The organism is Rhizobium sp. BR 362, from assembly GCF_036528765.1.
Classification (GTDB): domain Bacteria; phylum Pseudomonadota; class Alphaproteobacteria; order Rhizobiales; family Rhizobiaceae; genus Rhizobium.
The window spans coordinates 312,995-331,772 of the sequence record NZ_JARWGH010000007.1; the positions used below are offsets into that span (position 1 = coordinate 312,995).

Consider the following 18,778-nt stretch of genomic DNA (forward strand, 5'->3'; position numbering starts at 1 on the left):
ATCCGATCGGACCGAAAGCGCTAATACATATTAGCGACTATTTGGAAGCCCCGGCATGTGGCAAGTATTCAGCGGAATTCGGGGCGGTGCTGAGTCGAAGAATTTCGTGCAGCCATAAAGCGGACAGATGACTGCTTTGCGGCGGACTGAATGAAGAGAGCTCGCTGCTATCCGCCAGACGGCTGCGAGTTCTTTTCATGTTCTGAACCGCGCATATTCCACACGCAGCGAAAGCCGGACATCTTCATCTTTCAATGAAGAATCAGCCTGCCAGCGCCCATGAAGGGTTCGGCGTTGTGCGCATTGCCGCCCAACAAAATGGCTTTGACCTCGGCACCATACTGTTTTGAACCTCGCAGCCCTATGGATCGCGAGTGTGAAGTTCTGCATGCGAAGATTGTCGTTTTCGGACTAATTCATTGCTTTACCATTAGGTTTTTACCGTGACGGAACAAAGGTCTCTAGCCTGCGTTCAACCGCTGCATATCCCAAAGCAGTCGCTTGATACGGAGGTCTCATCATGGGTCGCGGTATTCTTCTTTGGCTTCTCGGCATCCCCCTGCCGATCGTCATCCTTCTTGTTCTCTTCATGCGATAGGAGGCGATGATGTCCGTCTCCATGAACAGGCCCGAAGCCTCCCTGGCTCCGGTCGAATCCTCCAGTTCGGCAATTTCCTGGGGGCCCATTATCGGCGGTGCCGTGGCGGCCACGGGAATCACTCTCATTTTACTTCTGCTCGGCTCCGGCGTGGGGCTCACCATGGTGTCTCCCTGGTCGGGTCAAAGCGCGTCGGCAGGTTCGATCGGCGTTACCGCAGCGATCTGGCTGGTGGTGGTGCAATGGCTATCGTCAGCGTTCGGCGGCTATCTCACCGGCCGACTTCGCACCAAATGGGCCGCCATCCATACCGATGAGGTCTTCTTCCGCGATACGGCCCATGGCTTTATAAGCTGGGCATTGGCCACGATCTTCGTCGCGGGTTTTCTGGCCTCCTCGCTCACCTCTCTGGCGGGCGCCGGTGCACAGGCCGTCAGCACGGCCGCAACGACCGCAGGCATCGCCGGAACGGCGGCTGCCGCTTCTTCCGATGGGCCGGCCAATCTCGCCACCGCCTATTTTACCGATGTGCTGCTTCGTCCCGAACAAAACCGCACGCGGAACACCGCCGACGAAAATGCGTCGGCTGCGGAGATTTCGCGCATATTGCTCAATGGCGCGGCTCAAGGCCAGATTTCCGATGACGACAAGAATTATCTGGCAACGATCGTCGCATCGAGAACCGGCCTATCCGAGGCGGATGCCAAGGCGCGCGTTGATGCCGTATTGAAGCGGATCGATGATGCCAAGACGGCCGCACAAAAGACTGCGGAGCAAGCACGCAAAACAGCCGTCACGACAACCTTGCTTGGCTCCTTGTCGTTGATTGTCGGCGCGTTCATTGCCTCTGCCGCAGCCGCCCTGGGCGGACGACAGCGTGATGAGGAAGAAGATCTCATCAGAACCCGGCTTTGACATCGCCATCCCCGATATGGTTCAGGGCATGACCTTCGTCTCGGCAGAAACGGCAATCCCCCGGTTGAAAACGGGGGCAACGGACTATTTCCGACCAAATTATATCAGCACTATCTTGAAAGGATGCTTTTCCAATGGAAAATCAGCCGGTCAACCTTATTCTTGCCGCGCGCGCCGCTTTCAGCCAAGCGGCGGCACTGATTGTACAATACAGCTTCTCCATTCTCGGCGCCGTCATTCTTCTCATCGGCGGCTGGATCCTGTCCGGAGCTTTGAGCCGATGGGCCTACCAAGGTCTGTCGAGAATACATGGGATCGATGAGACCCTGGCTCGCTTTTTCGAAAGCGTCCTCCACTATGGCATCCTCATTTTTGTCTTCGTCGCCGTGCTGGCACAATTCGGCATTCAGACCGCGTCGATTGTTGCCGCTCTCGGCGCCGCAGGCCTGGCAATCGGCTTGGCACTGCAAGGTACGCTTCAAAACATTGCAGCCGGCATCATGCTGCTGGTGCTAAGGCCACTGCGTGTGGGTGAGTATATCGAGACTACCAACGTCGAGGGACGGATCCTGGAAATAGGCTTGTTCGCAACCGAAATGAAGACGGCCGACGGCCTCTACTTGATGGCTCCGAATTCCACGCTCTGGAATACACCGATCAAAAATCACAGCCGCGAAGTCAGCCGGCGCCAGCAACTGTCGGTCGCCGTCGGTAACGATGTGGATATCGACGTTGCGACGCAGGCGATCCTGGAGCTTGTCACATCGGACGAACGGGTGCGAAAGGATCAGCCCACTCGTGTCTATTCGGACGATCTTACCGCCGACAAGACCGTGTTGATGATCGAATACTGGGCAAAAACCAGGGAATGGTCTGAGACACGCCACTCCGTGATCGAGCGGCTCCGTCGGGGCCTTTCTGCCAAGGGCATCATGCTCAAGTAAACCGCGGATGCGTTTGCGTCAGTCCGTGATGTGCCGCCGCAGGAATTTGCTGTGAATGAGCAAAAGGCCGGCATGGTCAGGGAACATACGCCCTTCATGTCGATTGTAGGCGAAAAGGAGATGACCGATGGCAGATGACATATCCACCAATTCGCCACCAGCCGATGAAACACAAGCGACGGAGCCGGCAACGAGAGACCTCGAAAAGGAAATCAGAGAGCGGGCATACGCCATCTGGGAGAACGAAGGCAGACAGGAAGGTCGACATCTTGAGCACTGGGAACGTGCCGAAAGGCAGATCAATGGTGAGTTTCACCTTGATAAAGCCGAGATCGAGGGCGACGACGTGCCGAAATTGGATGCACTGAGGGAAGCTGCCAGCGAACATACCGACACTTTCCTGGTAAAAAGCGATCTGGAAGACGCCGACATACGCACGGCTGCTCCAGGCACGCGAGAGCAGCCTTAGAACGACAATACGGCCCCTTTCATCGCTGGCCCGACCGCAGCCTCATGCTCGTTCGTCGTAAGCGGCCGAGCTTACCCTCCGGTCCCTGTGCGTTTGCCTCCGGCAAGACCGCGGTGGCTCGTTGCGCGAGTGTCGCTATCGGCCCGGGCGCGTTCCGACCGCTCGCCTCCCCGCATATTGACAAATGGCGACGCGGACGCTCGTTTGTCGGCAAACGAACCCAGCCTTTCCGCAAACTCTCTCGCCGCGGCGGCAGGAGTCCTCGGTTTTCCTCGGTCATGTCTCAGGCATCGAGCATTCGTCAGGATGATTTCCCGACTGCCTCTGCATATTCGGCAAATGTCCTGGATTTCCCCAAATCCGAGTCCTCATTGGCAAGCAGCAGGAGGCGGATCGGAAAGAGCATGGCCTTTCGATTGGCTTCTGAAAGTCCCCGGGCCTCGCCATTGACGCCCTGTTGTGCACGTTCCAAGGCCTGCTGCATTTCGCCGCGGGAAACGATGCCGCTATCGACAAGAAGGGCATTGATCGAAGCGATAGCGGTGAGAAGACCTTCGAGCTGTAGGTTGGCGGTGTTCAAGGTTGGACTCCTTCCCCAATGAATTCCACTATAGCGGCCGCGTAATATAACGCCGTGCCTATATCGGTGAATTGCATGATGTCCTCCGATAAGAGATGGCTATAAACGGCAGACTATTCATGAAGTTCCGGTCGCCAGAGGCGCCTGCCGTCACAGTCGTTCGTTGGTTATTACTGGTATTGCCACGATGATGACCGAATTGCGTGGTGTTCCCTTCTCCTCCGGCAATGGGACGACTTACAAATGGAATGGATCAATCGTTACATCGATCAACCCCTGCTCGATGGCGCAGCCAATTGGCTGCGAAGCTGGCATATTTATTCCGGTCAGCCTCCAGAGCGGCTCGAACCGGCTTGGCACCTAGCTGTGCTCCTGTTTCTTTTGATTGCCGCTGAACATTTTCTACACGGCTCGGGGCTTCTCGTCAGCGTTTCGGCTCTCATCATGCTTGCGCTTCCTTCCGTTTGGAAGCTCCTCTGCTCGATGAAAAAAGCCGATCTATATGGTCTGCGTGAATATGCGCGCCTCAGAACACATGCATTCGCCAAACGAGAAGCAGAATGGTCGGTGAGAATGACTGTTCTGTTCATGTCCGCCTGCCTTCCGTTTTTCGCCGGCTCGGCCGACGCCGTCGGCGCGTATTTTTTGTTCGGAGCAAGTATTTGGTTCGTTCTGACGGCGCCTGTCAAATTCTACCTTCAGGCGGCCGAACCCCCAGAACCCCATGAGGGCGACAGATCATTCCAGAATGCCGTGGAATTTGGATAGCCAGCGTATAGTTGTCCTCTCGCCAGTTCATCGCCGGCATTCATATGCGTAGTTTGAACGATCGGTGCCATAGCCAAACTTCGAGGGTTAGATTGGCTATGGCATGATGGTTCGGAACCAATATCGTGGCGCTCCGTTATCTTCTACATCAATCGAAAGGAGACCACGATGCTCTACTATGCTCTCGTGTTTTTGGTTGTGGCGGTGATTGCCGGTGTTCTCGGATTCGGGGGTATCGCAGGCGCTTCTGCTTCTATCGCGCAATTTCTATTCTTCATCTTCTTGGTTTTGTTCGTCGTCTCGCTGGTTATGCAAGTCGTCCGGCGACCATAACACCAAGAAACAATGGCTCGGCTAGGGAACTACGCCTTTCGTATAGGGTGCAGTTCTTTAGCCGAGTTTTCTAAAAACTCGCTGGAACTTTCCCATATCCTATTGGTTTGGACGCGGGTGGCAGGGGGGCGCCACCGGGTGTCGCATGAACCAAGCAGCGATGCCCTGGCCCGTCGCGTGCTTGCCCAGCATCGCGGCGGGCCTAAAGACTTCGTGCGACAGGCTCGATTCCACAGAACGAAAAAGCCCCATCCGATCGTGGTGAGCTAAATGATAATTCAATAGCCAGGGCGAGCACGCCGGGCGCTCGATCGACAACAACTTCTTCCTGGGTCAATTTTAAGAGGCTTGCGGCACACCTCCGCCGATGCTCCTAAGCAAACTCGGCCTGGCATTTTCCCCGCTTGCAGCGAGCCTTTTTCCCGAACAAAGACAACGAACCTGCGTTATCCCTTCGTCAGCAAACGAGATAGCGAGGACAAAATCATGGATTGGCACAGAGTCGAAGGAAACTGGAAACAGTTCAAAGGCAAGGTCAAGGAGCAGTGGGGCAAACTCACGGATGACGACCTTGATCAAATCGACGGTCGCTTAGATCAGCTCGAGGGCAAAATTCAGGAACGCTACGGGTTAGAAAGAGACCGAGCCCGGCGCGATATCGACGCCTGGTACAATCGCCAGACCTGGCACTGATAGCTCTCATATGGAAGTACTGCCCTGCTTCGGCGGGGCTTTCCTTTTCACTCGTTCGCTATATTCGATGCCAACCCCTTCCCTGCCCCGTAGGCTGTTTGCGCAGGGATCGGCGCCGACGCGCAGACTGAAACTTATTGAATACTCGCTCCTCGTGCACCGTATGTTATTCGAACGCACAAACGGCGCTCCAGTCTTTCGGCGGTAGAGCATCTTATCCGCATGCAGGTCATTCCACCTGCAAGCGAGGCTCTCTAGCCCCGGTCGTCAGGGATGGGGTAGAACGAGCAGGTTCTCCCTGCCGCTCCTCATCGCGATCCGCGCCTTCTCTCGAACGAGCCCTCCGAGATCGATATCCGGATCACGTTCGGGGTCCAGACCATCCCAGTCGAGTGCCACCTGCAGCAACGCCATATTCGTCAGATGGACAAGGTTGCGAAGCTGTAGCGCTTCGGCTGCCTCCTTCGCCGAGGAGATCAGCCTGAACATTCTGACAAATTCACGTACTCTCAGACTATCGTCTTCGGACATGAGCGCCTCCTAATTCGAAACACGAAGGTCACGTTTCTCACGCCGCGATGTCCAACAGTCGGGTCGTAACGGATCGCTTTGGCTGGGGACGGACATAGAGCGGAGCCGAGACTTTGAGCATGCGCCGCATATTCGCAAGGACACGCGGCGAGACCTCGAAAGCGCCACAGCAAACGGGATATCTCCCGTATCCGTCGCTGCGGCCAAGTTCGTCGACTTCGGCGCCTGCCCGCTTGTACACCCTCTTGAGATAGGGTTCGTAGTTGGAAATCATCGTGTGGATACCGTGATCGAGGGCGCATTCGCAAAGTGCGAGCAACAACAGACTGAATGCCCGGCCGGCATCGATGTCGGGAAAATCATTCGCGATGGCAGCTTCGTCGATACACATGCGCGTTCCTTCCCAAATCCCCGGTGCAACGAGATCGGTTGCAGCCGGAAACGTGTCTCTGAAGACGTCATAGAGAAGCGTTGGCCCTGTTGTTGGCATGAGCCGTATCCCGCCGTAGAACCGGATACGCCGTTCGTCGCACCAGACGAGATAGGCGGGGCCGAGAGCATCATAGCTATCGCGTTCGTAAGGGCCGACGACGGTTACGTCCCAGCCGAGCGTGTCCGCAAAGATTTTCTTACGAAGGCGGAACATCTGATCGAGGATGTTCGCATATTTATGATATTCATGTGCCTGAATAACTATGAACATTTTCGCCTCCAACAGTTGCTGTCGTAAGGCAAGAATGGGCCGGAAAACCATAGTGGGAAATCCCGCAAATGGAGCCCCTCATTTGAGGGGATTTGTCAGGGGAGTGATGATGCGAAGCTGGACTGCTTTGGTCGTGGCTGCCGAGAGAGTGGCGCAGCCCAGCTTGAACCGTGCCGTCTTTAGATAATCGCGCGTGGTATGTTCGGAAATGTCGAGGATCAGCGCGATGTCTTTGTAGTCCTTGCCAAGCGCTGTCCAATGCAGGCATTCGATTTCCCTTGGGCTCAAGGATGGCACGGGGTCATGTTCGCCGTAGAGTTCCTGCACTGCTTTGCCATGGATGAGATGCGCCAGTTCCGTCCATTCCTCTCGGCAACTGGCAACTAATTCTTGCCACCTATCGGGCGGCAAACCGGAATTGATCGAAAGCAACGACCGGCGTCTGGCCTTGTCGGCCACGGGAATGGAGTAACCATTGCCGCCAAGACCATGCTTCTGTGCGTCGACCAAGAGCGCGTAAGCCTCCGGCGTCGGCTCCACCTCGCTCCAGTCGAACGGAAGTTGACGCAGAAAACCTTCCCTCACGACGGGATCAATCTTGACGTAACCGTTGAGAAGATATCGGGAGACCCAGGAATCGGGATAGGTGGTACGAACAAATGGCGCGTCGATCGTATCCATGATGGTCTGGGCAAGATGGTAAGTCACGTAATCGACGTGATATGCCGCCTGCAGAGACCGAATGGCGGTGTCAACATTAGGCGCCGCTTTGATCTCATTGAAAGCGTGCTCAAACCTTGGGTTGTCGGACGTTCCCCGCATCATGCGTCACCCCAGCTTCGTTACTATCTTACCGCGAGATTGGTTCCACAAACAAGAGCATCCCCACATATGAGGGGAATGACGTTAACGAAGCCAATCGTGTATCCTCACGTAAGGTGAGGGAGATGGGCCAAAAAAATGGGCCAAGTGGACGAAGCCGAGGAGGCGGTGAGCCAAGCTGCGATCGGATTGAAAACGAGCTGGCACGATATGGCCGGCTCGGAAGCGTTGATACGAGCTCTGATCGCCGAACGAAGCCAACGGACCAGCGAAGCGCTATTTTGGATTCGGGTCTATCGAGCTCTATCCCCCGAGACGATCGATCCAGTCCCTTCTTTTTTCCGATAGAAACGTTGTCGCCGCTGGGCCGATTGAACGAGGCCTGCTGCCCGGCACCCCGGCCGAGCGACTTTCAACCGGCGCTCGGAGCCTCCTCCTATTCCGATAACCCGAAGATTGCTTTTAGCAGCTCTGAACGTTGAGCCGCCGCCACCTGGTCCAGGGCCTGCGAAAAAGCGCCCGAATTCTCCGCCATTCCTCACGATACCGAGCAAAGCGTCACAAATTATGTGATCTTGTTAGTTAAGGCTGTTATGAATTTTGATGGGATGTTATGCCCTTCTATAATTTTCCGGGAGGTTTCTGACATCGACGCATCCGGCCAGACCTAAAGCCACCCCTCCGGTGCAATCGCAAATGACATCCCGACAAATATCGAAATGATCGCAGTCGCTCACAATGGCAAAGGGAGAGAGCTTGAATGGCACGCATCACGTTGAGGCAGTTGCTCGATGACGCAGCAGAACATGGCTATGGCGTACCCGCATTCAATATCAACAACATGGAACAGGCGCTCGCCATCATGGAGGCGGCCGATGCTGTCAACGCGCCCGTGATCATGCAGGCATCGCGCGGTGCCAGAGCCTATGCCAACGACATCATGCTGAAGCACATGATGGATGCCGTCGCCGAGATCTATCCTCACATCCCACTGTGCGTGCATCTGGATCACGGCAACGATCCGTCCAGTTGCATGACAGCCATTCAAGCCGGCTTCACTTCGGTGATGATGGACGGTTCTCTGAAAGCCGACGCCAAAACGCCGGCAGATTGGGAATATAATGTCGACGTGACGAAAATGGTCGCCGATATGGCGCATCTCGGCGGCATCTCGGTGGAAGGGGAGCTCGGGGTGCTCGGCTCGCTGGAGACCGGCATGGGCGAGGCCGAGGACGGCCACGGCGCCGAAGGCAAGCTCTCGCATGACCAGCTTCTCACCAACCCCGACGAGGCGGTCAAATTCGTGCGGGAGACGAAGGTCGATGCCCTGGCGATCGCTATGGGCACCTCGCATGGCGCCTACAAGTTCTCGCGCAAGCCCGACGGCAAGGTGCTTGCGATGAATGTGATCGAAGAGATCCATCGCAAATTGCCGAATACGCATCTGGTGATGCACGGCTCCTCTTCCGTTCCGGAGGAGCTTCAGGAGATCATCAACAAATACGGCGGCCAGATGAAGCCAACCTGGGGCGTGCCGGTCGAAGAAATTCAGCGCGGCATCAAGAACGGCGTTCGCAAGATCAACATCGACACGGATGGCCGCATGGCGATGACCGGCCAGATTCGGCGCGTGTTGCAGGAAGACCCGAGCGAATTCGACCCGCGTAAATATATGAAGCCGGCCATGGCGGCGCTGACGAAGCTTTGCAAGGAGCGGTTCGAGCAGTTCGGAACGGCAGGGCACGCGGCCCGCATTCGACCGCTTTCTGTCGCGGAAATGGCCAAGCGCTATAAGTCCGGCGCGCTCGACCCGGTCTTTTCGTAAAAGCGAATGTCGGTCCACAAAGCCTGCCGCAGGTGGCAGGCTTTGTGGACAATCTCTTTCGTGTATGCGGATGGCCGCCTGTCAGGCCGAAGCGCCCGCGCCGTTTCCAAGACCGACGATCCACTCCGTCAGAAGCCGCACCGCTGCCCCGCACTCCGGCACTATGGGAGAAACGAGGAAGAAGGCTTCCTTGGGATAATAGGCAGTCGCGCCAAACACCACGAGCCTCCCCTCACGAACGAGATCTCCCGCATTCGACTCCCATCCGAGCAGGACGCCCTGCCCTGACAACGCAGCCTGCGTCGCCTGAACATAGTTGGTGAAATAGCGGCCTAGCGCCCGATTTTCGGGCAATCCATTGAGGCTGAGATAATCCTTCCAGGTCAGCCAGCTATTGTCGTCGCTTCTGACATGCAGCAAGGTCGCGGTGGACAGGCCCCCGTCGGCTTCGATCCGCTCAGCGACAGCCGGACTGCAGACGGGAACGACCCTTTCGTCAAAGAGCTTAATGCTTCGGCCGTCTGTCCACCTGCCCGTGCCGTAGCGGATCACAAGATCAACGCCGGGCTGGAACTCCGGCGCGCCGGCCGTCGTCAGCACGTTCACTGCGACGTTCTGGTGCGCACTGTAAAAATCCGCCAGCCGCGGCATGAGCCAGTAGGTCGCCGTGCCGACGCTGCAGGCGACGGTGACGGAGTGTTCGGCGGCACTCTGGAGCGAGCGTATCTGCAGGAAGGCCTCCGCAATGCGCCCGAGTCCTTCCGAAACGCCGGCCTGTAGAATTCTGCCCGCCTCCGTAAGCGCTGCCGGGCGCTTACTGCGGTCAAGCAGGCGCGTGCCGACGTAGTCTTCAAGCGCCTTGAGCGCCTGGCTCACGGCCGGTTGCGTAACATTCAGATCCGACGCAGCCTTCTGGACGCTGCCGGTCCGCAGCACGGTCTCGAAGACAGTCAGCAATCGAAGGGGTGGCAGACGAGCGTCCAATATAATCCCTGTGTTATACCAGGTGTATTTTTTTCGATCTTCAGATTAGCGATTACCCGCTCTATTGTCCACGAATAAGGACCTTTCGAGATGAAAGCCGGTTGTTAACATAAGCTGGGAGAGGGTAGGATGGGTACGAGACTTTTGAACGAACCCCCGGTAAGATTGGCCGACCAAGGTCTTCATCTTCACCTGTCGGATGGGACGGCGAGCTATTTCAATTACTATTGGCTGCGGGACAATTGCCCGACATCGTTCGACAGCCAGACGCGCGAGCGCGTGTTCGACATCTTCCATCTTGATGATGCACCCGCACCGGAGCAGGCCGCCGTGGTCGAAGATGCTCTGGAAATCATCTGGACGGGAGACGGGCACAAGAGCCGTTATCCGCTGAGCCTGCTGGCGCAGTATAGCAGCGGCAAGCGCCGGCATGATCCCGCAGACCTTCCGCGACGGCCATGGTATTCCGATCATTATTCGGCCATTGCCAGGTTCTCACAGCCGGAGCTTCTGGCCGACAAATCCATCGTCGCCAAATGGCTGGAGGCACTCATTGTCGAAGGCGTCGCGATCGTGACGGACATGCCCGACAGCAACGAGGGACTGACAGAGCTGGTGCGCCTGATGGGGCATGTACGCCCGACATTCTTCGGCGATTATTTTGACGTGCGCACGCATATCAAGCCGACAAACCTTGCCTATACGGCAAAGGCCCTGGAACTGCATACCGACACTCCTGCCGAAGAAATGGCGCCGGGCATGCAGTTCCTGCATTGCCGGGCCAACAGCGTCGAGGGAGGCAGGAATCTCTTTCTCGATGGCGCCGCGGTCGCGAACGATCTGAAGAAGGAGTTTCCAATAGACTTCAAGCTCCTGACGGAGACGGAAATCCCCTACTACTGTGAGCACGACACCTATGATGTGCGCTCCCGTCAAAGGGTGATCGAACTGGACGAGCACGGCGAGGTGTCCGGCGTCACCATCAGCCAGCACATGGCCGATATATTCGACCTGCCGCAGACTTTTCTGGATCGGTATTATCCGGCCTTCTGCCGCTTCGGCCGCATGTTGCAATCCGACAAGTACCTCATGCGCTTCACGTTGAAGGCGACGGAATGCATCGTCTTCGACAATCACCGCATCGTGCACGGGCGGGCAGCCTATTCAGCAACCAGCGGTGAACGCTATCTTCGCGGCTGCTACGCCGATCGCGGCGAGATGCGTAGCACCTATCGCGCGCTGACATCCGAAGGACGGTTCAAATGAACGGACAGACTTTCTTTACCGATATTGCCGACGATGATCTCGCGCAATTGCGGATCGATCTGGCGGCCGCCTTTCGCCTCTGCGTCGAATTCGGCTGGAGCGAATCCGTCGGCAATCACTTCAGCGCCGCCGTGTCGGCTGATGGCAAACAGTTCCTGATGAACCCGAAGTGGAAACATTTCGGGGCGATCCGGGCAAGCGATCTCTTGTTGCTCGATGCGGATGATCGGACGGTTATGAATCGCGAAAATGCACCAGATCCATCTGCCTGGACTGTTCATGGTACAATTCATCGCGAATGCCCCGCGGTCCGCGTACTGCTCCACTGCCATCCGCCCTATGCGACGGCACTTTCCACCCTCAAGGATCCGTCAATGAAGCCGATCGATAACAATACGGCGCGCTTCTTCGGCAGGCTCGGCATCGATCTCGGTTTCGGAGGGATCGCCGATGATGCCGAGGAAGGCGAAAGGCTGGCTCGATCTCTCGGCAGCAACAAGACGCTGATGATGGGGAACCACGGCGTGACCTGCACCGGCGATACCGTGGCAGAGGCATTCGAAGATCTCTATTTCTTCGAGAAGGCTGCGAAAACCCTGATGTTAGCCTATGCCAGCGGCCAGGCATTGAACATCCTGTCCGATGGCGTCGCCCGCAGGACCGCGGAAGGCTGGCATGCCTACAAAGGCATGGCGATCGCACATTTCGATTACCTCAAATCGACGCTCGACCGCAGCGACGCGTCCTACAAAGAATAGGGTAAGCGGAGACAGAAGCTAGGCCGGTTCATATCCGCGCTTCCACCGGCTGCTGGCCGGACGCATCGGGCAGCCGGCCGTCGTGGAACTTCGCCAGTGAATTCACCACGTCTTCGATCTCGGCCGCAAGCCTTTGTTCCGTCCACTCAAGCGCTTCGGCGGCAATTGCGCCGATGTCGCGCAAGCCTTGCATGGTCAAAGCGCCCTCGATCGCAAGCGTCGTACGCCGGAACACCACGTCGGAAAGATGGACGACGAGCTCTTGCCGTACGATCCAATCGATTTCGAGCGCGCTGTAATGCGTGGCCCCGGAGATACGCGCGGCGTCGGTATGTGCCGATGGATAGTCGAGGATCGCTGCGGCAGTGGTGCCGTATCGGCTCAAGAGCTGGTCGATCCGCCCCGGTGCCGCACCGGTTCGTTTCGCGACGGCACGCACCCATTCGCCACGTGCAGTCGCATTCCCCGGAAAGTCGCGGCCTCCGCCGATCGGAAGATGTTTTGTCGATTGACCGCGAGTGCGGTTCAAGCGCTGCAGCACCAGATCCGCAACTTCCTCGGCAAAGCCGCGAAAGGTTGTCCACTTGCCGCCCACCAGCGAGATAATGGCAAAGGGACGATCCGCCTGGGGCTCGATCACCGGAGCGGAATGGTCGCGGCTGATCAGGCCCGGCGACGATGCATCCGAAGCCGGCAAGGGACGAATGCCGCTATAGCTATAGACCACCTGCTCCCGCCCGAAGCTAAGTCCTGGCAGCAGTGCTTGGACGCTCTCGAGGAAATAGTCGATCTCGGGCTCTTCGCACCGCACATTGTCGGGATCGTCGCAGGGAATGTCCGTGGAGCCGACCAAAGCGAGACCGAGATAGCTATAGACGAGGCAAATGCGGCCATCATCCGCCTCGAAGTAAATCATATGGCCGTTCAGGCCGCGCACGAGCTCGGGGTGATCGAGCAGGATATGCGAGCCTTTCGTGCCGCCGATCAGGCGCGAAGGCGCGCCAAGCGCATGGTTGACGCGGTCGATCCAGGGACCGGCAGCGTTGACGACAAGCTTCGGGGAAATGGAAAATGTCGTGCCATCGGCTCGCTCGAAACGGAGCGTTCCACCCGCCGAAGACGTCAATGTGGTGAAGTTTGCCGCCAGCGCGTTTTCGTTGGCCTGAAGCCCATCCATGACTAGTTCGTAGACGAGCCGCTCCGGCCGGCTGATCTTGGCATCGTAGTAGATGCCACCCGCGACGATATCCGGGGTGACATACGGCATTTCCTTGAGCGCGCGCTTCTTCAATAGGAACCGGTGACGGGGCATGACGCGGTTGCGCGACCCGAAGAAATCATAGAGCGCAAGGCCGATCTTGATGAGAACGGCGCCACGGCTGCGCGGCGCCGTCGTCGAGCCCGTCAGCGTGCGCAAAGCTGCCCATATGCCTCGCGTCCATGAGAAAATCGGGATGAAGGTCGGGAGTGCCTCGACGCAGTGCGGCGCGTTCTGAAGCAGGAGATTGCGTTCCTGCGTCGATTGGGCAACCAGGCCGAACTCACCCGTTTCCAGATATTTCAGGCCGCCATGAATGAGCCGCGACGGCGCGGCACTTGTTCCCGACCCGAAATCGGCCTTGTCGACGATGAGGCAATTGATGCCCTGGGCGGCAAGATCGCGAAACAGCCCCGCACCGTTGACACCGGCACCGAGAATGACGACGTCTATGTCCTTGTCCGGCAACGTCGCAAAGCGATGTTTCAGATCGGCAGCAATATCGGTCATACCATTGTTTCCTAGTGAGCCGCCGTCAGCGAGTGCTTGTCCGCGCAACGGCTTTTTGTCCTAATCTTGCGCTTCAGCGGCGGCGAGGCGGCCGATTTTCGGCCAGATCGGCGTCATCGCCTCGGCGATCTCGCGGAACAGACCGTATCTTTCCCGATAATCGAGGCTGCGGGACGCATCCGGATGGAAGGTTGTGGCGATCTTGCCGACATCACGCGGGTCGCTCTGCGGATCGGCATAGAGGCCGATGCCTGCGCCTGCACAAAGAGCCGCGCCCCAGGCCGCGGCCTCGTCTGTGTCCGTCACCGTCACCGGAATGCCCAGCACGTCGGCGAACATCTGGACGACCCTCGGATTGCGGGAAACGCCGCCAGCCAGCCTTGCCTCGCTAAAGGCGAAACCGTCACGCAGCGCATCGACGTGAATCTTATGGTTGAAGGCAATTCCCTCCAGCACGGCGCGCAGCATGTCGCCGCGGTCATGCCAGCCGCCCAGACCGAAGAAGCCGGCGCTTGCCGAAGCACCATAGGGCGAGCCAAACAGATAAGGGTGGAAAAGCGCCGTCGAAGGACGTGCAAACGCGGCGTCGATCTCGGGTGCCAGCAACGCATGGATCGACCCACCAGACGCTTCGCAATTCGTGCGTTCGCTGGCGCAAAGCCGATCGAGGAACCAGTCGTAATTCGCCGTTGAAGCCGGCGAGATCGACATGTTGTTCCATTGACCGGGCGCAATGGCATTGCGGCAGAACCAGCGCCTGTCGACACGTGGCTCGGAGGAGAGGGTTTCGTTGATCGAGTATGTGCCGGCGATCACCGCAACCACGCCGGGGGCGTAACCGCCCGCGCCGAGCGCCGATGCGGTGACATCGTGCAGGCCCGCCACGACAGGCGTACCCTCGGCAAGCCCGGTGCGCATCGCTGCGGCCCGCGTCACATGACCGACGATCTCGTCCGAGCGTGAGGCCGGCGGCAAGGCATTCGCCAGAGCTTCCAGTCCGAAAAGCCCGAGTGCATCCTGCGAATACTCCTGGCTCCTGACATCCGTGAAGGAGGTGCTTGCTTCCGTCCGGTCCGTACCGATCACCTCGGTCAGGCAGAAGCGCAGCCAGTCCTTACAGCTCATGATATGGCCGATTTCCGCGAAACGGGCGGGCTCCTTCTCCTGGATCCAGGCAAGCAGCGCCGACGGCGCCGAGACGTGTGGCAACTGGCCGGTGAGCGCCAGGGCGTCCGCTGCGATCTGACTTTCCAGCCACCCATCGACGACCGCTCCCGCGCGGCTATCGAGCGACAGGATCGCACGTCCAAGCGGCCCGCAAGCGCGATCAAGCATATAGATGCCGTCGCCGTGTGCGGTTGCTGCGATCGCCTGGATATCGGAGGCAGGACGCTTGCTGAGGCTGATAGCCTCCGCGATTGCATCGGCCGTCGCCGACCAGAGCTCATCCATATCGCGTTCTATATGTCGTGCCTTGGGTATGAACTGCGTGACGCGCCGGCGCGCCACGGCGATCGGCGTTCCGTCGATATCGAAGATGACGGCCTTTGTGACCGTCAGACCGCTGTCAATTCCGAGCAGACTCGGCATTCTCATTGCTCCGGATAGTGGAAGGGTAGCAGGCATGATCCGGTCTGCGATCAGACCGACCGCCTTTGCGGTTGCCTGTCATCGCCACCCTCATGACCGGTCCCCACCGCCCTTGGCGATGACGACATTGATATCTTTGGATCGCATGCGGTCGATGTGCACGGCAGGCGTCTTGTCATCGACGACGACGGCATCAAATTCGCCAAGTGCCGCGAAACTATGCAGCGCCCGGCGCTCGAATTTCGTGTGATCGGCAAGCAGGATCCGCTTGACGGCGCTGTCGAACATCGCCCGCTTTACGTCGACTATTTCCGGCGACTGATGGAAAACGATATCGTCGGTGATCGCCGACATCGAAATGAAGGCGATATCGGCCCGCAGCCGGGTGATTTCGTTGATCGTCATGCGGCCCATGAATGCATTGCACCAACTGTAGTACTGGCCACCAAGCGCCAGAAGCGTCACATCATGCATGCCCTTCAGCGTATTCATCAGGGTGAGCGAGTTGGTGATCGCCGTCAGCGGGACCTTGGCGGAGAGATGGGCGGCCATTTGCAGCACGGTCGTTGAGTCATCGAAGAAGATCGCCTGACCCGGCTCCACAAACTGCATTGCTGCAGCGGCAATCGCTTTCTTTTCAGCCGCTTGCCGGTTTGAACGATAAACGTCGCTCGATTCGATGAGGCTGGTTGCGGCGGCTGTGACGATACCCCGTGTCTTGCGGAAAAGACCGCGGCTTACGAGTTCGTCGACATCGCGATGAGCGGTCATCAGGCTGATGCCGAATCTCTCGGTCAGATCCTCGATACGCATGGAACCTTCCGTCATCACGGCCTCGGCAATCATCTGCCGGCGAACGAGCTGGCGCGTGTGCCGGCTGTCGCTTGGCAATTCGTCCAAGAGGGATGCTCCTACGCTTGTCTTCTGTGTCACTTTGGCCCCTGCCGCTGAATCTCGTCGATGTCGGTTTCGTACAGCGAATGCAGTGCGAAGGCAAAAAGAGGAGATGGAACAACCCTTTGCATTGCGCATGTCTGGCCGCTTTCGGCGAACTGCCGGCGGCTGGAATGAGGGAGACGCCACTGCCGGCGTCCCCCTGTTGCCATCACTGCGACAGCACGAACGGAGCCGTGTACTTGTCGACGTTGTCCTTGGTGATCAGGATGCAATCGAAAAGCTGCTTTTCGCTCTTGGCGCCGGTCTTACCCGTCTTGATGACGCTGTCAGCCTGCTTGACAGCTTCCGCTGAGAATGTCGCGACTGGCTGCAATACCGTGTACTGCAATTCACCGGCCTTGATCGCGGCGACCGCATCCGGCGAACCATCGAAGCCGCCGACCTTGATCTTGGCAAGTTTGCCGGCTTCCTTCAGCGCGGCGATGGCGCCGAGCGCCATTTCGTCGTTACCGGAAATGACGCCGACAATGTCCGGATTGGCCTGCAGCATGGACTGCATCTTGTCATGCCCCTGGGTGCGATCCCAGTTGGCGACTTCCTTCGCGACTTTCTGCAGGTCCGGATACTGCGACAGCACAGTTTCGTAACCGTTGGAGCGGGTTGCGGCATTGTTGTCGGACGGAGCACCGAGCAGCTCGGCATACTTGCCCTTGTCGCCGACGCTTTCGACCCATTGCTGGGCCCCAAGTGCTGCCCCCTGCGCATTGTTGGAGACGAGCTGAGCCTTGGCGAGACCTTCCTGGTTGATTTCAGCGTTGACGAGAACGACCGGAATACCGGCGGCCACAGCCTTCTTCACCGCACCGACGGAGCCATCGGCGTTGGCCGGGTCGAGGATGATGGCGACGGACTTGTTGGTGATAGCTGTGTCGATCAAATTGCTTTCAGCATTGGTATCGCCCTTATGAGCGCTGACAGTCGCCGTATAGCCCAGCTTCTCGGCCGTTGCCTTTGCGATATTGCCTTCCGTCAGCCAGTACGGGTTGGCCGGATCGTTGACGATGATCGTCATCTGACCCGCGGCCCATGCTGCTCCGGTCAAAAGCGGCGCCACCGCGACTGCCGTCATAACAATGCGCAAGCCTTTTTTAAACATTAGTCTCTCTCCCATTTGATGAGCTCGGATTGTGCCGGCGAACCGGCGGTGCTTTCCGCAATCGGTGGGCTGTTCGAAGCAGCTCCGCCGTCGTGGACAAGTTCAGTCGCGATCGTCAGCCCGACTTGGTCCGACGGCCGTATTGGATGCTGTTCATCAGGACTGCGAGTACGATGACTGCGCCGGTAAAGACCGTCTGCCAGTAGGCGGACACCCCGATGATAACGAGACCGTCCGACAGGAAGCCGATGACGAAGGCGCCGAGCATCGTGCCGCGAACGGTGCCGCGGCCGCCGGTCAGGGCCGCGCCGCCGATCACCACGGCTGCGATTGCGGTCAATTCGTAGGTCGTGCCCGCGGTCGGACCGGCCGAGGTGAGCTGCGACGACAAAACCAGGCCGGCGATTGCGGCGCAGACACCGGAAAGAACGTAGACGATGATCTTCACCCGCTTGACCGGCACGCCGGACAGATCCGCCGCGCGTTCATTGCCGCCGGCGGCATAGAGCCAGCGACCGAAAGCGGTGCGGCTCAGCACGATACCGCAGATGATGGCCAGTGCCGCCAATACGATCACACCGATCGGAATGCCGGCCAGCCGGTTGAAGCCGAGCCAATCAAAGCCGGTATTGCCGAGTTCCGGACGGCCGCCGAGATTGTTGTAGGTCAGCCCGTTGGTCATCAGCAGCGCGATGCCGCGCGCTACGTAGAGGACGCCGAGCGATGCGACGAAGGCCGGTACGCGCAAATAAGCGATCAGCACGCCGTTCACTGCGCCCACCACCGCGCCGAGCGCGCATGTGATCACGACGACGGCCCAGACCGGCGGATAGAGGATGACGCCGAGGTTCGACAGCGTCACGCCTTGCATCAGGAAGCCGGCGATGCAGCCGGCAAGGCCGAGTGTGGAGCCGACGGAAAGGTCGATACCGCCGTTCAGGATCACCAGAAGCATGCCGATCGCCAGAATGCCGAAGATCGCGACATGCGAGGCCATGATCAGGAAGTTGTTGAGCGTGAAGTAATAGGGCGACAGAAAGGAAAAGACTGCGATGATGACGATCAGCGCGAAGAACGCGCGGCCTTCGAGGATCAACCGGATAACATTGGTGTTCCGCTTCTGCCCGTTCGCAACCGTTTTCTTTTCAGTGACATTCGTGACTGACATAATCAGTGCT

At 58.3% G+C, this 18,778-nt stretch carries 19 protein-coding genes and 1 pseudogene; 10 read left to right on the forward strand and 10 right to left on the reverse strand.

The annotated features are described in order from the left end of the window. Positions 1 to 607 precede the first annotated feature (607 nt). The 3 genes from QDY28_RS13615 to QDY28_RS13625 all read left to right on the forward strand — a co-directional run bounded on the left by QDY28_RS13615 (position 608) and on the right by QDY28_RS13625 (position 2,926). Positions 608 to 1,513, forward strand: coding sequence for a hypothetical protein (locus QDY28_RS13615; protein WP_331382205.1), 906 nt, complete (start codon positions 608 to 610; stop codon positions 1,511 to 1,513). A gap of 134 nt (positions 1,514 to 1,647) precedes the next feature. Continuing rightward, entirely contained in the window at positions 1,648 to 2,457 is an 810-nt protein-coding gene (locus tag QDY28_RS13620) for a mechanosensitive ion channel family protein (RefSeq protein WP_331382206.1), read from the forward strand. Positions 2,458 to 2,584: 127 nt separating this feature from the next. Beyond that, entirely contained in the window at positions 2,585 to 2,926 is a 342-nt protein-coding gene (locus tag QDY28_RS13625) for a DUF2934 domain-containing protein (protein ID WP_331382207.1), read from the forward strand. Positions 2,927 to 3,227: 301 nt separating this feature from the next. Here QDY28_RS13625 and QDY28_RS13630 read toward each other — a convergent pair whose 3' ends face one another. Beyond that, positions 3,228 to 3,506 (reverse strand): hypothetical protein, encoded by a 279-nt coding sequence (locus tag QDY28_RS13630; protein ID WP_331382208.1) that lies wholly within the window; start codon positions 3,504 to 3,506, stop codon positions 3,228 to 3,230. Between the two features lie 187 nt (positions 3,507 to 3,693). On the opposite strand from QDY28_RS13630, the pseudogene QDY28_RS13635 reads away from it, so the two are divergent. The 3 genes and pseudogenes from QDY28_RS13635 to QDY28_RS13645 all read left to right on the forward strand — a co-directional run bounded on the left by QDY28_RS13635 (position 3,694) and on the right by QDY28_RS13645 (position 5,300). Then, a pseudogene (locus QDY28_RS13635) lies at positions 3,694 to 4,274 on the forward strand (hypothetical protein). A gap of 168 nt (positions 4,275 to 4,442) precedes the next feature. Further along, positions 4,443 to 4,607, forward strand: coding sequence for a DUF1328 domain-containing protein (locus QDY28_RS13640; protein ID WP_331382209.1), 165 nt, complete (start codon positions 4,443 to 4,445; stop codon positions 4,605 to 4,607). Positions 4,608 to 5,093: 486 nt separating this feature from the next. Then, the gene (locus QDY28_RS13645) at positions 5,094 to 5,300 is read left to right on the forward strand and encodes a CsbD family protein (RefSeq protein WP_028750292.1); all 207 of its coding nucleotides are present in this window, start codon (positions 5,094 to 5,096) and stop codon (positions 5,298 to 5,300) included. Between the two features lie 267 nt (positions 5,301 to 5,567). Here the strand turns inward: QDY28_RS13645 and QDY28_RS13650 are convergent, their stop codons facing one another. The 3 genes from QDY28_RS13650 to QDY28_RS13660 all read right to left on the reverse strand — a co-directional run bounded on the left by QDY28_RS13650 (position 5,568) and on the right by QDY28_RS13660 (position 7,356). Continuing rightward, positions 5,568 to 5,831: a hypothetical protein gene (locus QDY28_RS13650; protein WP_331382210.1), complete on the reverse strand. Its 264-nt coding sequence runs from the start codon at positions 5,829 to 5,831 to the stop codon at positions 5,568 to 5,570. A gap of 37 nt (positions 5,832 to 5,868) precedes the next feature. Next, a complete protein-coding gene (locus tag QDY28_RS13655) occupies positions 5,869 to 6,534 on the reverse strand; it encodes an acyl-homoserine-lactone synthase (protein WP_331382211.1) in 666 nt (221 codons plus the stop codon). A gap of 78 nt (positions 6,535 to 6,612) precedes the next feature. Further along, positions 6,613 to 7,356 (reverse strand): LuxR family transcriptional regulator, encoded by a 744-nt coding sequence (locus QDY28_RS13660; protein WP_425337579.1) that lies wholly within the window; start codon positions 7,354 to 7,356, stop codon positions 6,613 to 6,615. Positions 7,357 to 7,494: 138 nt separating this feature from the next. Between QDY28_RS13660 and QDY28_RS13665 the strand changes: the two genes are divergently transcribed. Then, positions 7,495 to 7,704, forward strand: a complete 210-nt coding sequence (locus tag QDY28_RS13665; RefSeq protein WP_331382212.1) for a hypothetical protein — start codon at positions 7,495 to 7,497, stop codon at positions 7,702 to 7,704. A gap of 412 nt (positions 7,705 to 8,116) precedes the next feature. Further along, the gene (gene fba / locus QDY28_RS13670) at positions 8,117 to 9,181 is read left to right on the forward strand and encodes a class II fructose-bisphosphate aldolase (protein WP_331382213.1); all 1,065 of its coding nucleotides are present in this window, start codon (positions 8,117 to 8,119) and stop codon (positions 9,179 to 9,181) included. Between the two features lie 81 nt (positions 9,182 to 9,262). Here fba and QDY28_RS13675 read toward each other — a convergent pair whose 3' ends face one another. Next, a complete protein-coding gene (locus tag QDY28_RS13675) occupies positions 9,263 to 10,165 on the reverse strand; it encodes a LysR family transcriptional regulator (protein ID WP_331382214.1) in 903 nt (300 codons plus the stop codon). A gap of 129 nt (positions 10,166 to 10,294) precedes the next feature. On the opposite strand from QDY28_RS13675, the gene QDY28_RS13680 reads away from it, so the two are divergent. Further along, entirely contained in the window at positions 10,295 to 11,431 is a 1,137-nt protein-coding gene (locus tag QDY28_RS13680; protein WP_331382215.1) for a TauD/TfdA family dioxygenase, read from the forward strand. Then, entirely contained in the window at positions 11,428 to 12,189 is a 762-nt protein-coding gene (locus tag QDY28_RS13685) for a class II aldolase/adducin family protein (RefSeq protein WP_331382216.1), read from the forward strand. Before QDY28_RS13680 ends, QDY28_RS13685 begins: the two co-directional genes overlap by 4 nt. 28 nt (positions 12,190 to 12,217) lie before the next feature. On the opposite strand, the gene QDY28_RS13690 is transcribed toward QDY28_RS13685, so the two are convergent. From QDY28_RS13690 to QDY28_RS13710, 5 genes are all read right to left on the reverse strand, one after another. Beyond that, complete coding sequence (locus QDY28_RS13690; RefSeq protein ID WP_331382217.1) at positions 12,218 to 13,957, reverse strand: glycerol-3-phosphate dehydrogenase/oxidase; 1,740 nt, start codon at positions 13,955 to 13,957, stop codon at positions 12,218 to 12,220. Positions 13,958 to 14,017: 60 nt separating this feature from the next. Further along, on the reverse strand, positions 14,018 to 15,547 hold the full coding sequence (locus QDY28_RS13695) for an FGGY-family carbohydrate kinase (RefSeq protein ID WP_331382218.1): 1,530 nt from the start codon (positions 15,545 to 15,547) through the stop codon (positions 14,018 to 14,020). Between the two features lie 90 nt (positions 15,548 to 15,637). Then, the gene (locus QDY28_RS13700) at positions 15,638 to 16,480 is read right to left on the reverse strand and encodes a DeoR/GlpR family DNA-binding transcription regulator (protein WP_331382219.1); all 843 of its coding nucleotides are present in this window, start codon (positions 16,478 to 16,480) and stop codon (positions 15,638 to 15,640) included. Between the two features lie 172 nt (positions 16,481 to 16,652). Continuing rightward, positions 16,653 to 17,600: a D-ribose ABC transporter substrate-binding protein gene (locus QDY28_RS13705; RefSeq protein WP_331382220.1), complete on the reverse strand. Its 948-nt coding sequence runs from the start codon at positions 17,598 to 17,600 to the stop codon at positions 16,653 to 16,655. 115 nt (positions 17,601 to 17,715) lie between these two features. Next, complete coding sequence (locus QDY28_RS13710; RefSeq protein ID WP_331382221.1) at positions 17,716 to 18,768, reverse strand: ABC transporter permease; 1,053 nt, start codon at positions 18,766 to 18,768, stop codon at positions 17,716 to 17,718. Positions 18,769 to 18,778: the final 10 nt, after the last annotated feature.

What these genes read in the sequence shown, in the direction of transcription:
- QDY28_RS13615 (WP_331382205.1), top strand. Translation starts at nt 608, where the DNA reads ATGTCCGTCTCCATGAACAGGCCCGAAGCCTCCCTGGCTCCGGTCGAA.
- QDY28_RS13620 (WP_331382206.1), top strand. Translation starts at nt 1,648, where the DNA reads ATGGAAAATCAGCCGGTCAACCTTATTCTTGCCGCGCGCGCCGCTTTC.
- QDY28_RS13625 (WP_331382207.1), top strand. Translation starts at nt 2,585, where the DNA reads ATGGCAGATGACATATCCACCAATTCGCCACCAGCCGATGAAACACAA.
- QDY28_RS13640 (WP_331382209.1), top strand. Translation starts at nt 4,443, where the DNA reads ATGCTCTACTATGCTCTCGTGTTTTTGGTTGTGGCGGTGATTGCCGGT.
- QDY28_RS13645 (WP_028750292.1), top strand. Translation starts at nt 5,094, where the DNA reads ATGGATTGGCACAGAGTCGAAGGAAACTGGAAACAGTTCAAAGGCAAG.
- QDY28_RS13650 (WP_331382210.1), bottom strand. Translation starts at nt 5,831, where the DNA reads ATGTCCGAAGACGATAGTCTGAGAGTACGTGAATTTGTCAGAATGTTC.
- QDY28_RS13655 (WP_331382211.1), bottom strand. Translation starts at nt 6,534, where the DNA reads ATGTTCATAGTTATTCAGGCACATGAATATCATAAATATGCGAACATC.
- QDY28_RS13660 (WP_425337579.1), bottom strand. Translation starts at nt 7,356, where the DNA reads ATGCGGGGAACGTCCGACAACCCAAGGTTTGAGCACGCTTTCAATGAG.
- QDY28_RS13665 (WP_331382212.1), top strand. Translation starts at nt 7,495, where the DNA reads ATGGGCCAAGTGGACGAAGCCGAGGAGGCGGTGAGCCAAGCTGCGATC.
- fba (WP_331382213.1), top strand. Translation starts at nt 8,117, where the DNA reads ATGGCACGCATCACGTTGAGGCAGTTGCTCGATGACGCAGCAGAACAT.
- QDY28_RS13680 (WP_331382215.1), top strand. Translation starts at nt 10,295, where the DNA reads ATGGGTACGAGACTTTTGAACGAACCCCCGGTAAGATTGGCCGACCAA.
- QDY28_RS13685 (WP_331382216.1), top strand. Translation starts at nt 11,428, where the DNA reads ATGAACGGACAGACTTTCTTTACCGATATTGCCGACGATGATCTCGCG.
- QDY28_RS13690 (WP_331382217.1), bottom strand. Translation starts at nt 13,957, where the DNA reads ATGACCGATATTGCTGCCGATCTGAAACATCGCTTTGCGACGTTGCCG.
- QDY28_RS13695 (WP_331382218.1), bottom strand. Translation starts at nt 15,547, where the DNA reads ATGCCGAGTCTGCTCGGAATTGACAGCGGTCTGACGGTCACAAAGGCC.
- QDY28_RS13705 (WP_331382220.1), bottom strand. Translation starts at nt 17,600, where the DNA reads ATGTTTAAAAAAGGCTTGCGCATTGTTATGACGGCAGTCGCGGTGGCG.
- QDY28_RS13710 (WP_331382221.1), bottom strand. Translation starts at nt 18,768, where the DNA reads ATGTCAGTCACGAATGTCACTGAAAAGAAAACGGTTGCGAACGGGCAG.